At 35.1% G+C, this 12,755-nt stretch carries 18 protein-coding genes; 1 reads left to right on the top strand and 17 read right to left on the bottom strand.

Annotated elements, in window-relative coordinates; translation table 11 throughout:
- Positions 1-11: 11 nt before the first annotated feature.
- The 16 genes from BUB90_RS16800 to BUB90_RS16725 all read right to left on the bottom strand — a co-directional run bounded on the left by BUB90_RS16800 (position 12) and on the right by BUB90_RS16725 (position 11,522).
- Complete coding sequence (locus BUB90_RS16800; protein WP_073289607.1) at positions 12-536, bottom strand: phage major tail tube protein; 525 nt, start codon at positions 534-536, stop codon at positions 12-14.
- A 2-nt stretch (positions 537-538) separates the two neighbouring features.
- On the bottom strand, positions 539-1,984 hold the full coding sequence (locus BUB90_RS16795) for a phage tail sheath family protein (protein WP_073289606.1): 1,446 nt from the start codon (positions 1,982-1,984) through the stop codon (positions 539-541).
- 3 nt (positions 1,985-1,987) lie between these two features.
- On the bottom strand, positions 1,988-2,302 hold the full coding sequence (locus BUB90_RS16790) for a hypothetical protein (RefSeq protein ID WP_073289605.1): 315 nt from the start codon (positions 2,300-2,302) through the stop codon (positions 1,988-1,990).
- On the bottom strand, positions 2,299-2,808 hold the full coding sequence (locus BUB90_RS16785; protein WP_073289604.1) for a hypothetical protein: 510 nt from the start codon (positions 2,806-2,808) through the stop codon (positions 2,299-2,301). Before BUB90_RS16785 ends, BUB90_RS16790 begins: the two co-directional genes overlap by 4 nt.
- Entirely contained in the window at positions 2,808-3,440 is a 633-nt protein-coding gene (locus BUB90_RS16780) for a hypothetical protein (RefSeq protein WP_073289603.1), read from the bottom strand. The genes BUB90_RS16785 and BUB90_RS16780 overlap by 1 nt, the downstream gene beginning before the upstream one ends.
- Entirely contained in the window at positions 3,437-3,796 is a 360-nt protein-coding gene (locus tag BUB90_RS16775; protein ID WP_242952564.1) for a hypothetical protein, read from the bottom strand. Before BUB90_RS16775 ends, BUB90_RS16780 begins: the two co-directional genes overlap by 4 nt.
- The gene (locus BUB90_RS16770) at positions 3,768-4,016 is read right to left on the bottom strand and encodes a hypothetical protein (protein ID WP_073289601.1); all 249 of its coding nucleotides are present in this window, start codon (positions 4,014-4,016) and stop codon (positions 3,768-3,770) included. The genes BUB90_RS16775 and BUB90_RS16770 overlap by 29 nt, the downstream gene beginning before the upstream one ends.
- A gap of 9 nt (positions 4,017-4,025) precedes the next feature.
- Positions 4,026-4,361 carry a DUF2190 family protein gene (locus tag BUB90_RS16765; RefSeq protein ID WP_073289600.1) on the bottom strand — a complete coding sequence of 112 codons (336 nt, stop codon included), beginning with the start codon at positions 4,359-4,361 and terminating at the stop codon, positions 4,026-4,028.
- 14 nt (positions 4,362-4,375) lie between these two features.
- Complete coding sequence (locus BUB90_RS16760; protein ID WP_073289599.1) at positions 4,376-5,884, bottom strand: phage major capsid protein; 1,509 nt, start codon at positions 5,882-5,884, stop codon at positions 4,376-4,378.
- Between the two features lie 11 nt (positions 5,885-5,895).
- Positions 5,896-6,504, bottom strand: coding sequence for an HK97 family phage prohead protease (locus tag BUB90_RS16755; RefSeq protein WP_308743586.1), 609 nt, complete (start codon positions 6,502-6,504; stop codon positions 5,896-5,898).
- Positions 6,470-7,942, bottom strand: a complete 1,473-nt coding sequence (locus BUB90_RS16750; RefSeq protein WP_073289598.1) for a phage portal protein — start codon at positions 7,940-7,942, stop codon at positions 6,470-6,472. The genes BUB90_RS16755 and BUB90_RS16750 overlap by 35 nt, the downstream gene beginning before the upstream one ends.
- A gap of 3 nt (positions 7,943-7,945) precedes the next feature.
- Entirely contained in the window at positions 7,946-8,164 is a 219-nt protein-coding gene (locus BUB90_RS16745; RefSeq protein ID WP_073289597.1) for a peptidylprolyl isomerase, read from the bottom strand.
- Positions 8,164-10,017, bottom strand: a complete 1,854-nt coding sequence (locus BUB90_RS16740) for a terminase gpA endonuclease subunit (protein WP_084139334.1) — start codon at positions 10,015-10,017, stop codon at positions 8,164-8,166. The genes BUB90_RS16745 and BUB90_RS16740 overlap by 1 nt, the downstream gene beginning before the upstream one ends.
- 17 nt (positions 10,018-10,034) lie before the next feature.
- Positions 10,035-10,550 (bottom strand): DNA-packaging protein, encoded by a 516-nt coding sequence (locus tag BUB90_RS16735; protein ID WP_073289596.1) that lies wholly within the window; start codon positions 10,548-10,550, stop codon positions 10,035-10,037.
- 253 nt (positions 10,551-10,803) lie between these two features.
- Entirely contained in the window at positions 10,804-11,286 is a 483-nt protein-coding gene (locus BUB90_RS16730) for a sigma factor-like helix-turn-helix DNA-binding protein (protein WP_084139333.1), read from the bottom strand.
- An 11-nt stretch (positions 11,287-11,297) separates the two neighbouring features.
- Entirely contained in the window at positions 11,298-11,522 is a 225-nt protein-coding gene (locus tag BUB90_RS16725; protein WP_073289595.1) for a hypothetical protein, read from the bottom strand.
- Positions 11,523-11,629: 107 nt separating this feature from the next.
- Here BUB90_RS16725 and BUB90_RS16720 point away from each other — a divergent pair, with 107 nt between their 5' ends.
- The gene (locus BUB90_RS16720; protein ID WP_073289594.1) at positions 11,630-11,875 is read left to right on the top strand and encodes a hypothetical protein; all 246 of its coding nucleotides are present in this window, start codon (positions 11,630-11,632) and stop codon (positions 11,873-11,875) included.
- A gap of 135 nt (positions 11,876-12,010) precedes the next feature.
- Here BUB90_RS16720 and BUB90_RS16715 read toward each other — a convergent pair whose 3' ends face one another.
- The gene (locus BUB90_RS16715; RefSeq protein WP_073289593.1) at positions 12,011-12,547 is read right to left on the bottom strand and encodes a hypothetical protein; all 537 of its coding nucleotides are present in this window, start codon (positions 12,545-12,547) and stop codon (positions 12,011-12,013) included.
- Between the last annotated feature and the right edge of the window lie 208 nt (positions 12,548-12,755).

The following is a 12,755-nucleotide window of genomic DNA, read 5'->3' as shown; positions in this document are numbered from 1 at the left end:
TTATGCCCTCCCTAGCATTGATTTCTTACTTTTTGTAATACATCTTTACCATTAACAATGTATTTACTGTTGAGCTTATCAAGTTCAAGTTTTGTTTCCCCATCAATCTCGATTAAGATATAAAGTATTTCAACTGTAACTGATGGGTCCATCTGCTCGCCTTTTTTCAACTTACCAAACTTAGATGATACGTTCTTACCTCTTACAACTACTCTCATACCCATGTAGTCAAGTGCTGATGTATCTCTAGCTGTATATTGCTGTGATGCTCTTAATGTTAGATCCAATAGCTCTGTTGGATCCATCACACTAAATACATCATCTTCAAGCATACGGAAAGGAATTTCCATCTTCATACTTGAGAACATACCGATAATTGCTGTTTCATACTGTCCAAGTACTCCAGCACCTTCAATAGTAGCTGTAATTGATTCAAGATCTGGTAGTGTTACTTCTCCAGAAATACCTACGAATTGATTACCTTGTTTATAGACGTTAAAATTATTAATAACCTCTGGTATTTTGTTCTTATCCATCTTTATTCGCCTCCTAACGCTGATTCAATCATTGATGGGTCAAATTCTAAGATATTAAGAATATCCTCTGCTGGTGTATAAGGTGCTAAGTATTGTCTGAATACAACCTTACCGTCTAAGATGTTCTCAATTGGATTGTCTGTTGTTAAGTATTGAATCTTAGCTCCTGCACACATATTTTGTGCTGTATAGCTGTTACCTTTGATGTTCTCTGCATCAACGATTGATTCAATCAAACGGAAATTAGTTAACTCATCTACCTTATTTGCAAAATCAATGATGAAGTTATTCCCCCACCAAGAGAAGAATCTTCTGCAACAAATCCATCGGTCCTTAGGATCTTTAATGTCTGGATAACATGCTGTGTTATTACCCCAGCTTTTCCAACCGCCAAAATTCAATGCTGTAACGATTCCTAATGCATTAATTTCATTAGCTTGTACTTGGTCTAGCATTACTTCGGTACCATCGTTTAATACTGTAGCTGACACACCTAACAATTTATTAGAAGGTGATAGATTTGGTACATCAGAGTTGTTTGCATCAGTATAATAAATTAAAGCTGCTAGCAAAGCTGAGAAGCTATACTTCACATCATCAATCTTAAGCATTGGCCATGTAAGAATAGCATGGCTACTTACGACACCTAATGTTTCCTTTGCTGTTTCAAGTTGTGTATACTTTTTTACTGTTGTTGTATCAAAATCAATGATACATTCTGTATTGAATACACCATTAATCTCTGTACATTTTGCTACCATTGCTGCTGCAACTGTCTTATTCTTAGACCAACCTGGTGCAATAATTAAACCAGGAGGAAGATTAAACTTAGGATATACTTGTCTTACTAATTCAAGTCCTGTTTCTACACCTGTCTCTGAGTCATATCCACCTATAATATCCGTTGTAGTTACTTTGCTAGGATCAATACTATCACTTGTTACCTTAAGAGTTGTTGCTGATTCTCCTGCTCCTCCAGCTACTAGTGTAATAACAACATATCCGTTATCATCAAATTCTAAGATGTAATCTATATTAACTGTTAATGCTGTACTATCTTTCTTAACTACAACTGTGCTTAATAAAACACCTTTAACGTCGTATGTAGCTTGGTTATTGCTAACCTGTACAGATTTTTCTTCGTTGGCTTTCTTATGTATTGCTGGATCTAATACATTACAGAATATGATAGGTGCTACTTTAAATACTTCGAATGTAGCTTTCATGCTTTGACATAATGTATAATTATCAAAATCATCAGAATAACCTAACTGTCCCTTAGCCTCTTCCATCGTATTGGCAATAACTAATTTATTTACTGCGCTTGATGGATCTACAATCAAATTAATAGGTGCTGTACCAAATACAATTTGTGGACCATTCTTACTTACGATTGGTGCACTAAGACTAGTAGGGTTTTCCTTCGTTCTAACTCCATGTTGATACATACTCTATTCCTCCTTTAAACTGTTTTTTACTTTGCTATATAGAGAGTAGTAAGCACCCTTTTTAAGTGCTATCTGTCTTTGTGCATCTGACAGATTGTTAATATCAATCAAAAGTCCTCCAAGCTCTGGCTGGATCATGATTCTTTCTGCTACTCTTTCATCAATACCATTGTTAAAGATCGTATTTGTCTTAATTACTCCTGGTATCGTTGGACCTACATAAACAACTTGTTTTGGTTGTTTCTTAGATACTTTTTCATTACTTGTAGATTCTTCTAACGTTTTAGATTCTGTTGTTGTATTTTTCTTTGCTGTCATGCGTACCTATCCTCCTTCTTAAACATTCTTACCTTAAATTCCATACCCATCGCTCCATAGAAATAAGGGTACATATCATCGTCCTGTAATACCCAATCGATATCATTCACACGATAATATTTGTTAGCTAACATTGGATTCTTATAAAATCTTTCATAAATTTTATTAATTATGTTGAGTATATCTTTATGCCCTTGGTTTTTTAAATCGTCATCGTATGTAGCAATGAGTAGCTCTACCTTTGCAGCTTCCTCTTCATTCATAATTTTACCTGAATCAAGCTTGATGATTATATACGGGAATGGTTCTTCTGATTGGTCCTCTTCCTCTTCCTCTTCCTCTTCTTCATTACAATTCCCATAGTCTATCCTAATTTTAGGTATTGCTTGCTCGTATACCTTAATACTAGTATGTTCCTTTGGCTTGTTTGGGTCCTTTAACCTCATTTCTCCTAAAATCTTTTCTAGTTCTTCTTTTAGATCATCTTGCAAGAAAATTGATGTCATTAGTTACCCTCCAGTACTTTTGCTATATGCTTTTTTAAAGATTCTTTTAGATATTCATTTGCTTTTCTTTCTACAGTCGGATATACAAGATGTTCATTCCCCACCATCTTGACAATGGAGTTACCGTAAAACTGCTTAATTGCATCTTTTCCCTTAGTCTTTTTACCATTTTTTAACGTTCTACTTCCATTCCCTTTCATACTCTTACCTGGAGTACGTTGAAAGATACCGACATGACCATTGCTCATTTTTGCTACGAAAGATTTAAGGTCTTTTCCGTTATGATCTGCACCTGCTAATGTTAAAGGTTTTAGTTTATTCTTCTTGATTGCTTTTGCTCTAACAGAATCATCTGCTACATTCTTAAATTGTACTAGCGGAATGGGTCTTCCTGTAGCTGTAACAACCGCTACTATCTGCTTATTAGTTGCCTTTTTAATTGATATTGCTTTATTAATACCTCCAACCTTAGCGGTATAATTCTTTTTAACCTCAATCTTAAGATCACTTTTTAATTTCTTAGCGGTATCATTGATAGCTTTTTTTAATACATCTGGTGCCTTTGCACTCATACCATCAAGTTTAAGTTCAATCATCTTTAAAGCATTTTCATCGACTTCAAATTTTATCAACCTTTATATGCCTCCAGTGTCAAAGAATACATACCATTTTCTGCAATTGCATCGATTACTCTATAATCAGACTTGTCTAATTTTATAATTCTTCCTATGCGTGGCAAAGGACCGAAGTCCTCTGCTGCTACATAGATTAGTTTTTGTTTCAAGAATACCCCATCTGTCTTATCTTTAAGTTTCTTCTCTCGCTCTAAGAGTTCAATGCCATCTGTGATAACACTCATTTCTTTACCGTCGATATAATGCTTGTCTGAGAACTCATCATCATTAATGAAAGTATTCTTAATATCTTGTTTGATAATATCTTTGAACGTATTCATATCATCACTTCCATATTGCTGCTTCTGCTTCAATCCAAGCTTCTACCATCTCCATATTGTGAGTAGGAAGTTGCTCACCAATCTTGTACTGATGCGATTCAAAGAGTATAGGATAGAGTGCAAAGAGTTTCTTTGTTTTCTCTTCTTCTAACTCCTGCTCTTCTTGGGATTGTTCCTCTTGAACTTGCTCTTCTTGTACTTCTACTTTAACTATCTTTTCATCTTTAGATTTATTTATTGTTCTTCCTGGCATAGTTACACCTTAACCTTTCAATTTAACAAAAATTGTTGTGTCCGCTGCAGCTGCTTTTTGTACAGCATATCCAACCAAAGTGTTACTTGTTGCTGTGTCCGTAATACCGTCTGCGGTGGCATCATAATATACATCTGTTCCTGCTGTAATTTCTTTTGTACCAGTCTTAACTAGTTCGAATACACCTTCCATTACTAAGCTTCCTATTTCGCCTGGATTAATTGTATTACCCGCAATACCAATTCTAGTTCCAATTACAACTACAGTGTTAGCCTCAATTGCATTTGTTGTAGCATTCTTTAAGTCTAACTGTTCACCTTTTTGCCAATATATTGCTTTATTCATAATTCTCTACCTCCTTAGAATGGGCTCGTAATACTTGTTCCTGGGTTCTTAACAATACCTCGGTAATCCATAACAGTTACCGCCCAGTCTAAATAAATATCCCATACAAAACCTAATGTACCAGCCACTTCCGAACGTCTAATTGTTGGAATTTCATTACCATTCAAGTAATCAACTTGAATAGAATCTGTATCAGATTTATCACCTACGATAAACCAAGGAATTGCTCCTGTACCAGCTAATACATTGAGTGTAGGATCTTCAACAACCTCTAATGATTCCCTGTATCTATATAATGGATTTGCTGATTGAGTATTTGAAGTTGTATTAATTGTTGCACTATTAAAGATTTCATATACTGCAAACGAATAACCAACTGGTACGACAAAATATGTAGGTCTAATAATAATGGCATCTCCGAATGTATCTGTTTGCATTTGTAATGCTAAGAACATCTTCTGAATAGCATCTGATGTTATACCAGTACCAGTCGCGATTAAGTTTTTATGTGCTGATGAGAACAATGGTGTGCCATCATAGATTACTGGATTGTTAATTAATGCTGAATATACTTGCTTGTTCTGTGTTTTTCTAGCTGCTGCGGCATATCTTGCTGGTATTGTAGATAAAAATCCAATGTCATCATTAATAAATGCCTGTCTTGTCATAGTAAATTGTCTTGCATATGTTCTTAATTTACTTGTTGGACGTTTCTCATCTGTTGGAGCATCATGTTTGATTTCACCATTCTCAGGTACTTCAAGAAATTCTCCTGCTGTTCCAACAATATAGTTATTATCACTTGCTTTGAAATCTTTCTTTGAGCCTTTTTTAGTCCAACGATCAAAAGTAACTGCTGCCTTTCTATGTCCTTCAACATATGATTTGTTAATAGCTGTATCAAGAATTGAAGGAAACGCTGCTGTAGGATTGTAGTATGCTCTCGTCAATTCATTTAAGATATCTCCAGCAGACATTCTTAGTAGGCCTGTCTTTCCTTCCTTTTCCATCGTTTCAATTGCTAAATCTCTTAAACTCATTCCCATAAGTTCTCTAGCTCCCTCTGCAGGTTTATCAACTTCAACACCACCACGCATTACAAGGGCATCTGCTGCCGCTTCTCTGAACTTATCTTCTGAATCTTTTGTTACATCAATTCCTCTTTGATTAAGTGGTTGACCGTTTGCTTTCATTTTTTCTAATATAGCAGCTCTTACTTGATCTTGAACGGTTCCGTCATTGATATATCTCTGTAAATCTTTATCTTCTACATCAAAGTCTCTACACATCTGTGTAATTTCTGCAATACGAGTTCTTTCTTCTTCAATTGTTGGTTGCTTGATTGGATCTGGTAAAAGTGCTTTAATTTGACCGTCAACCTCATCAATCTCACGTTGTAGATTGTCAAATTGAGACTGTTCCTCTGACGATAAATCTCTTTTACCATCTTTAGCTGCTGTTGTTAATTGCTTCTGTTGTTGTACTAATTGAGCTTTTTCAGCTCTTAATTGTTCTAAATTCATTTTCATTCCTCCTATATACTGTTACTGTTTACTTGTACTATCGCCTCGTAATAACTTAGCGAACGTTTATCAGTGTCTTCTATTTCTTCCAGATCTCTGCCCACACCAACGGTAGAGTCAGCTGGTACTGATACAATTGAAATTTCATAAGGAAACCATCGTTTTGCGATAGTACATGGTCCTTTGAATCTAGCATCTTGTGATACCTGATTTACAGCTACCTCTTCGGTCGAACATATTCTATATCCGATTGATACTCCTTTGAGAGTACCGCTCTTAACTTTTTGATAGATTACTTCTGATTGCTCGTCTGTATCAAATTCTATCTCTGCATATCCTCGTTTGTCCTTAGTCCAAACTTTGTTAATTTTAGCAATAACGACATCTCGATTATGATTGAATAGGACACAGCCAATTTCGCTTAATCTCGTTAAATCAATGCAACCATCACTATGATCTAAGATTTCAACACCGAACCATCGTTCATAAGGTTCTTCGCTTGAAAATGATAGTTCAAATTTTCTTGAAGATTCTTCTTCCCCTAGTGCCCTGATTGCGTTTACACTAATCTCTCTAATTAGGTTGTCAGTTTCCTTTACTTTCTTCATAGTCTTTCCCAAATACTACACCTCCCATCTCAATTCCTAATTCTTTCCCATATTCTAAAACATCGGCCATCTCTTTCATTTGCTCTTTCCAGTCTTTACCGTTCTCTGCTGCAATTTGCTGGTAAGTCTTCTGACCAGTGTACATAGCAATTTTGTTAGCATTTGCCTCCTTAACTGGGTCAATCCATTTGCGTGGTGCCTTAATCCACTCATGCTTAAGGTATCTTCTTTTATCTTTCCAAAAGTCTTTTATATTTACTATTCCAGCCAATACGCACGAGATAACGAATGTCTCGTAAATCTCACTCATAATATCAGTTAGAAGTTCAATCTCTTCTTGATATGTCTGTTCATCTTCAATTAATCCTTGCCTTGCCGACGAATAATTTGTTTCTGACATATCTCTTGATGTTGCTTCGTAAGATATTCCTTGTCCTGCTCCAATTAACCGTTGTTGTAACTTAGTGTAGCTAGTTGCATCTGCCGCCTGTCCATTAGGAACTACAGTCTGTATTTCATCTCCTGCATTTAGTTCTTTAATCATACCTGGGGCAAGCGTTTTACCATCATATTCAATTTTCCCGCTCTTTTGTGTACCTCTTCCGATACCTCCACCGCTACCAGCTGGCATACATCTTTTAATAAATACTGATAAACATGCTGCTATTCTCTCTTTTACCGACACCGCTACCATAAATTCGTTAACATCTCGAATTCTTGTAATTGTCTGCGTAGTATCTGATATTTCTCTTACTTGTGATGGTCTTCGCTTAGTAAAGTAGAAGATTACATCTTTAGCATAAACATATATGGGCTCATATTGTGTATAACCATCAATTGAATATTGTTTAATCCAGTATCCAACCGCTTTGTTATAGCTGTTATACTCAATTCCACCTGCAATTGTATTTCCAGATTGATTAGTAATAATTCTACTGTTATCGAGTTCATCTACTTCAATCATCTGTAATTTGAATGGTACCAATCCACCCTCTGTGTATCTCTTAACAAATAGGATTCCTCCATCTATCTTCTTTCTTACAACTGCCATTCTTAGAATTTGATTGAATGATTGTGTTTCAGTCACATCACAATTCTTCTTTTCGCACCATTCTTTCCAAAGTTCCGAAAGCTGTTTATTCAACTTTTCATCATCTGTCTTAACTTGAATGGTATATCCGCCACCAATTACATTCCGTTTAAATGCACCTGTTACAGAATTCATCATGTCAGAATTTCTTTCAAGATCTCTTGCTCTTGCTCGAATTGTATCTCTTGACATTCTATCTGTATCTTCTGCTGATTGGTTTACAGCTCTCCAATTAGAGTTTAGTCTACTGTAATTAGCAGCATCATAATTCTTTTGTTCATCTAGATTCTGCCTCCATGCTTCTCTTAACGAGCCCCATCTGGGAGATACATATTGTATTGCACTATCTAACCAGCTCATAATCTACCTCCCGTCAAAGAATACAACATACGCATCATCTAGTAGACCTGTATTACCTAATTCTTGATTCTGCTCTGCTTTTAGATCATTACGCATCTTATATAGCATGTTAAGATCTGCTCTTGTTAATGTTCTCGAACCGATTTTATACGATTGTCCTCCTGAAAGAACATTTGCTATTGCGCTTTCAACATTATCAAGCATTTCACTTGTTTTACTCATTATTGTCCTCCTAACCAACCTTCGTTTTCACTTATCCACTTCTCTTCACTGCTAGCCTCCTGCTCATTCTGATTTGTATTAGCAACCACATTATTATCTTCTTGGGTTAGATGTAATGTTCTTACTCCTAAGATATCAGCTGCTGCAAATGCATACACTTCACAGTCGAGGTAATGATTGTCTGCATGTGATGTTTTTTTCTTCCATATCTGAATAGTACGATTACCACTTTTTTCATTGACCTTATGTTCACTTGTAACTTGTTTCGCATATTCTTCGTCACAATCTTTATATACAAGCCACCTTCCATTACCTTTTTCTTTCAGCAATCTACTTGCTATCATATCTTTGTATTTACCACCATCTACAAGCACGAGATTCATACCATGCGCTCTCGAAGTGGCTTTATTGATATTGGATAACTTATAATTTGACAACATAGGGTTTGATGTGCCCTTACAAGGTAAAGCCCAATCACTATTATTCGCACAGAAATCATAGATATCATCTGAGTTATACCCACTATCAAGAAGTGTTAGATTTACTATATAGTCGGTACCATCTCGAGACCTAAAAGGAAGATTCATAATCGTTTCAATATCATTTAGTGTGAAAGCTTGTCCATGTGCTATATTTTGACTTGTTATATACTTACCCCATGCTCGTATAGTCCAATACAAACAATTCTCTTGAACATCAACACCGCCAGTTAACAATTCTGTCCACTCTGGTATCACATACTGTTCATGATCTGTTTGCCTCTCTAATACAAGAGACTCGCTCGTCTTTAGTTTAGTATCTTCCCAAGGTTCACCTAACCATGAGTTGACAAAGTTTTGTAATTTCTCTGGATCATCTTGTGACTCTAGAAATTCTTTTGCTGCATCTTCCCAGTTGACAAAGATACTATAAAGTGAATTTATCCAAAATGAAACGCTTTCAGGTTTTCCTATATTGCGCTTTGTTACCGTTTTCCATTTACCAGTTCTTAGCATTGCAGGTTTCTGATTATTCTCTATCTCACAAGCACATTCCTGGCAAAAATACTTTGCTGTCTTTGCTCTATCTAAAACACTAAGACTTTTATCTTTATCGAATATAACCTGTTTCCATTTAAACTCAATATACTCTCCGCAGTGTGGGCAAGGCATAACATAATGTCTTACTTCATCTGCTGCCTCGTGCAATGACCAAACATAATTTGTTTTAAGTGTTGGAGTAGAACACGTATATATCTTTCTTGTATACTTGAATGTCTTAGTTCTTTCTAATGCTAGATTGTAAGGTGATGCTTCTTTCTTTGATGCTCCGCCAATCTTATCTATCTCATCAAAGAACAAATATCTTATAGCTTTTGATGCAAGTTTGGAAGGAGATGCAGCACCACGTAAGTATAATGTCATTCCTTTAAACTTTAATTTGAGTTCTTTTGAAGAATTTTGATAGAATCTATCTCTTATATCTTTACTTTTTTGAAAAGCAGGTTTTAATTTATCGTTTGATATATCTTTTGCTAAATCATCACTTGGATATACCATCATTGCAGGTGAAGGGTTCTGTGTCACTATCCAACCAAGCATATTAATCAGGGCTTCGGTACCACCAACCTGTGACGGTTTTACAAAATTGATGTTGTGTATGTAAGGATCATTAAAGCAATCCATAATTTCGACCAAATACGGTGTTACATCGTTGCTCCATCTTCCTGGTATGCTGCTTGATTCATCAAGTATTCTGTACTTCTCCGCCCACTCGCTTACAGTTAACTCTTCTGGTCTAGATAGTGCTTTTTTAATTATTTCTCTGAATAATTTCTCTGTCTTTTTTCTAGATCGTGCTCTTTCACTACCCACTTTTAACACCTACTTATCTAATCATCATCTTCCTCATCATCTTCCCCTTTTTCTGTGAAATCATCAGATGCAAACTCATCTGGGTTAAAATCTGATAGTTCGTCAAGAAGATCATTCATTTCTTTGGTTAAGATATTAATAATTTGATTAACATCTTTTTCTCCAACGATCAGAGTTGCAATCTTACTTGGAGTAGCCAGTAATTTATTCTTAAAGTTATAAAGCATTTCTCCTAAAAACAATTCAATATCACCAGCTTCATGTAATTCTTTTTTCATCTTCCTAAGTTTCAATTGAGACATTGTTTTTTTTATGCGTTCATGTTCCGCCTTTTCCTTCTCAATATTCACTAATGTACCCTTAGGCATTTCCGCTTTTACTTTATACTCGATATACTCCTGAACACACTTTCCAAGATCATATCCACGACCATTTTCTTGCTTAGTGAAAAAGTCGAAATCATGTTGTAAATTGCGAACTTGACGAGATGAAATTCCAAGAACACTTGCTAGTTGTTTTTGATTAACAATCATTTACATTAACCCCTTTTCGTCATCCTCAAAAGAGGAAGGAAGTACTAATTTTTTATTTTTCAAAAAGAGCCAAATATCGGACGTTCCTCGACCCGTAGTACGTATACCCCCTAGGAAGTACCTTTGAATTATCCATGTGTGCTTTTTCGACAAAAAAAGAGACACATTCATCTCTAAATGCATCTCTTTCTATGAGGTTTTCATCACTCTATCATAATATCACATGTCGATGTACAGTGGTGTACAGACTTTACTATGCTACATTCATCTCTTCTGCTTCTATTAGTACACGTACACGCTTATACTCTAATAGTTTAGCTATTGCTTTGTTATAATATGTATTGCAGCTTGTCCTCGACAAGTGCATCTCTTTCACTATATCTTTCCATTCGTAGCAATCGATATGTCTTAGTTCTAATATCATTCGTTCATCACTTTCTTCTTGTAAATAGTCTAGTACGTCCATAATCTCTAGAAGTCTTTGAGCCATTCTATTCTTCTCTTTCTCAATCCTATCTTCTATCTCCGATAGTCGTAACAGTAGACTGGCTGACCCATCACTCTTATGCTGTGTATTAGCTGACGGTATCTCTTTGTATGCTCTTCCTCCTAGCGGACTGTCTATATCTGTCCTAATGTGTCTATGTCTTTCTTCTAGCTGTTCTTTCTTCTTCTTGCACCTATAGTAATTCCCTAAGTACTTCTTAATCCTTATTTCCATTTCTTCGTTACTCACTGTATCACCCCTTACTCAGATAAGAAATACGGTTTTCCACCGATAATCTTAATCATCTTAACAGTCTTATGTTTGTTATCAAAGTCTCTTACTTGTATCCCCCTGCTGCCCAGTTCGCTAATCATATAGTTCATTGTATCAATAATTTCAGTCGTAGAAAAGACCGCTAGCGTGTTATTAACTTGTTTTTTGTTTATTTCAACTCTGTTCTTCTTTTTGTTTCCTCTACTTCCCATGTATTCGCATCTCCCTCTAAATCTATTTTCTTTACACTTACTACCCTACTATTTGCTTGATTTTTTCTCCCATATTTTGTATAATTAAATAAAAAAGGGTGGAACATATGAGTCAAATTATCAAACCTTTAATTTGCAAATATATATATCAATTATTGATTGAGGCTAAACTAAATGGATTGACTGAAATCACGTTAAGAGCAGGTGATATTCATAACTCCTTAAATCTCTACAAACGCCTTCCTTCTTGCTGTAATGCTATGAGATCAATTGAAGGATACCGATTCGTTGAAATAGATAACCCCCCAGAAGGTGACGGTTGTAATGTTTACATAAAATATTTTCTTGACTAATCCCCTCTCAATCTCACATTTCTTTCTTCTTTTCTAAATCATCGTTTACTTAACTAGCTTTTTATTAAATTTCTTGATTTTGAGCAATAAAAAAGCCAACCAACTATCGAATATTGATAGTTGGTTGGTTTTTTATTATGAAAACTTTTCGGCACACTCATGTATTACATTTTCTAGCCATTCATAATATTGGTTAGATAATTGTAATATATCAAACTCATCATCTTCTTTTATTCCTTTAGTTAAAGAAGCAAATCCTTCTATTTCAATATCAGGTTCCTTGTCGGCTATTCCAAATGATAAAAACATTTTATTACCATGCATATTATCCACTAACATCTCCGTAGGACATTCAATTTTAAACGAAAACCCATCATCTTCTATTTTCAATATATCACAGGTATGTAACGATCCTTCTTTTTGTGATAAATTCCTGTATTTAGTTATTTTGTGCATAATTTTTTCTTCTTCTTCAGTTGCTTTTTTGCATTGATACCACTCTTCCCAGCCTTCGATTTTACTATATTCTGCTCTCATGACCCATAATACTGAACGTGCAGAACTTAAAAATGCATTAAAATAATAGCTACAAAATGGTTCATTTGTTCTTTCTTCTCTGATCTTATGCAAGAAAAATTTTGCTTCTTCTAACTTAAATAGTGTTTTTTCCATAGGTCTACTCCTTTGTAAAATTATTATATATAATTATACTCGTCCAACTACCACTATTCAATTCTCAACGTACAATATTTCTATATTATTTAATGTTTGTTCCTCTATTTCAATAATTTATGCATCGTCTAACATCAAACTGTAATAACTTTATTTTTCACTCTATCACTCCTAAATCATATTTAAGTTTGTAAATTTTAGTTTACCT

Source organism: Anaerosporobacter mobilis DSM 15930 (assembly GCF_900142955.1).
GTDB lineage: Bacteria > Bacillota > Clostridia > Lachnospirales > Lachnospiraceae > Anaerosporobacter > Anaerosporobacter mobilis.
This window is presented reverse-complemented; position numbering and strand designations above follow the sequence as displayed.

Bases quoted from the DNA above. Each gene is read 5' to 3' on its own strand.
- BUB90_RS16770 (WP_073289601.1), bottom strand. From the start codon at position 4,016: ATGCCAGGAAGAACAATAAATAAATCTAAAGATGAAAAGATAGTTAAA.
- BUB90_RS16745 (WP_073289597.1), bottom strand. From the start codon at position 8,164: ATGAGTAAAACAAGTGAAATGCTTGATAATGTTGAAAGCGCAATAGCA.
- BUB90_RS16720 (WP_073289594.1), top strand. From the start codon at position 11,630: ATGAGTCAAATTATCAAACCTTTAATTTGCAAATATATATATCAATTA.
- BUB90_RS16750 (WP_073289598.1), bottom strand. From the start codon at position 7,942: ATGAGCTGGTTAGATAGTGCAATACAATATGTATCTCCCAGATGGGGC.
- BUB90_RS16715 (WP_073289593.1), bottom strand. From the start codon at position 12,547: ATGGAAAAAACACTATTTAAGTTAGAAGAAGCAAAATTTTTCTTGCAT.
- BUB90_RS16735 (WP_073289596.1), bottom strand. From the start codon at position 10,550: ATGATTGTTAATCAAAAACAACTAGCAAGTGTTCTTGGAATTTCATCT.
- BUB90_RS16725 (WP_073289595.1), bottom strand. From the start codon at position 11,522: ATGGGAAGTAGAGGAAACAAAAAGAAGAACAGAGTTGAAATAAACAAA.
- BUB90_RS16795 (WP_073289606.1), bottom strand. From the start codon at position 1,984: ATGTATCAACATGGAGTTAGAACGAAGGAAAACCCTACTAGTCTTAGT.
- BUB90_RS16760 (WP_073289599.1), bottom strand. From the start codon at position 5,884: ATGAATTTAGAACAATTAAGAGCTGAAAAAGCTCAATTAGTACAACAA.
- BUB90_RS16765 (WP_073289600.1), bottom strand. From the start codon at position 4,361: ATGAATAAAGCAATATATTGGCAAAAAGGTGAACAGTTAGACTTAAAG.
- BUB90_RS16785 (WP_073289604.1), bottom strand. From the start codon at position 2,808: ATGACATCAATTTTCTTGCAAGATGATCTAAAAGAAGAACTAGAAAAG.
- BUB90_RS16800 (WP_073289607.1), bottom strand. From the start codon at position 536: ATGGATAAGAACAAAATACCAGAGGTTATTAATAATTTTAACGTCTAT.
- BUB90_RS16790 (WP_073289605.1), bottom strand. From the start codon at position 2,302: ATGACAGCAAAGAAAAATACAACAACAGAATCTAAAACGTTAGAAGAA.